Source organism: Bacillus sp. GbtcB14 (genome assembly GCF_019091205.1).
Classification (GTDB): Bacteria; Bacillota; Bacilli; order Bacillales; family Bacillaceae_G; genus Bacillus_A; species Bacillus_A cereus_AG.
Genome location: NZ_JAGXJT010000304.1, coordinates 1 through 237, shown reverse-complemented (window position 1 = coordinate 237; position 237 = coordinate 1). Strand labels below are relative to the sequence as shown.

Sequence of the window (237 nt, the reverse complement as noted above, 5' to 3'; positions counted from 1 at the left end):
GAACATGCGAAAGATCTAGGTGTTGAACATGTTATTGCAAGTGTAGAAGATCCACTTCTACAAGATAAAGCAACGCAAGATCATATCGCCGTATTCTCAACAATTAACTCTTCACGTATTCTGTTACGTGCACTAATTGATAAACCGAGTGTCGTACGCTTAATTACAACAGCAAATGAAACCGTTCGTGAAGATGATCTACGCTGCAAGACATATAACGGTGTTGCACTACGTCGC

At 40.5% G+C, this 237-nt stretch carries 1 pseudogene; it reads left to right on the top strand.

Going from position 1 to position 237, the window contains the following annotated elements:
- Positions 1-237 (top strand): annotated as a pseudogene (locus KVT31_RS29975) (sodium:proton antiporter); the annotation flags it as partial.